At 77.1% G+C, this 1036-nt stretch carries 1 protein-coding gene; it reads left to right on the top strand.

The genetic code is table 11. The features are described from left to right. The coding region (locus AE652_RS41975; protein ID WP_159028750.1) for an AMP-binding protein at positions 1-1036 on the top strand (1036 nt) is incomplete at both ends.

The raw sequence follows: 1036 nt of genomic DNA, 5'->3' as shown, positions 1-1036 counted from the left end.
GGGCGCGGCGTTCGTGCCGCTGGAGCCCACCGCGCCGGAGGCGCTGCTGCGGCACGTGCTGGCGGACGCCGCACCGGACGTGGTGGTGACCGAGGAGCGCCACCGGGTCCGGCTGGCGGACGCGGGCGGAGCGCCGCTGGTCTGCGTCGACACGGCCGCCCCCGCGCGGGCCCCGTTCGAGCCGCCCGAGGTCACCGCCGCCGACCTCGCCTGCGTCTTCTACACCTCCGGCTCCACCGGCCTGCCCCTCGGCGCGCTGATCGAGCACCGCAACCTGCTGGCCGCGTACGAGGGCTGGCGCGAGGTGTACGGGCTCACCGCCGAGGACCGGATCCTGCAGACCGCGAGCCTGGAGTTCGACGTCTTCACCGCCGACTGGGTCCGGGCCCTCGGCACCGGCGCGACCCTGGTCGTCACCCCGTTCAACCTCACCCTGGACCGCGCCGCCGACCTCGGCGCGCTGCCCGCCCTGGTCGCCGCCGAGCGGATCACCGTCCTGGAGCTGAACGTCCGCACCGCGCGCCGGCTGACCGCCCTGCTGGCGCGGACCGGCGGCAGGCTGCCCGGGGTGCGGCTGCTCACCGTGGGCGCCGAGAAGTGGTACCTGGACGAGCAGTTGGGCCTGCAGCGGCTGCTCGGCGGGGAGGCGAGGGTGCTGAACGTCTACGGGCTGGCCGAGGCCACCGTGGACAGCACCTGGTTCGACGCCCGGGGCACCGCGGCCGCCGAGGGCGCCGAACGGGTCTCGCTGGTCGGCCGGCCCTTCCCCGGCACCCGGGTGTACGTGCTGGGCCCGAACGGCACCCCCGCCAAGCAGGGCATGACGGGGGAGGTCGCGATCGCCGGCGCCGGCCTGGCCCGCGGCTACCTGAACCGGCCGGCGGACACCGCCCGCCGCTTCGTCCGGGCGGACTTCGACCCGGACGGCCGGGTGCTGCTGACCGGCGACCTCGGGGTGCTGCGGGCGGACGGCGTGCTGGAGTTCACCGCCCGGGCCGCGACCGTGGTCGGCCCGCTCGGCGCGGAGCGGCCGACC

The organism is Kitasatospora sp. MY 5-36 (genome assembly GCF_001182915.1).
Lineage (GTDB): Bacteria > Actinomycetota > Actinomycetes > Streptomycetales > Streptomycetaceae > Kitasatospora.
This window is presented reverse-complemented; position numbering and strand designations above follow the sequence as displayed.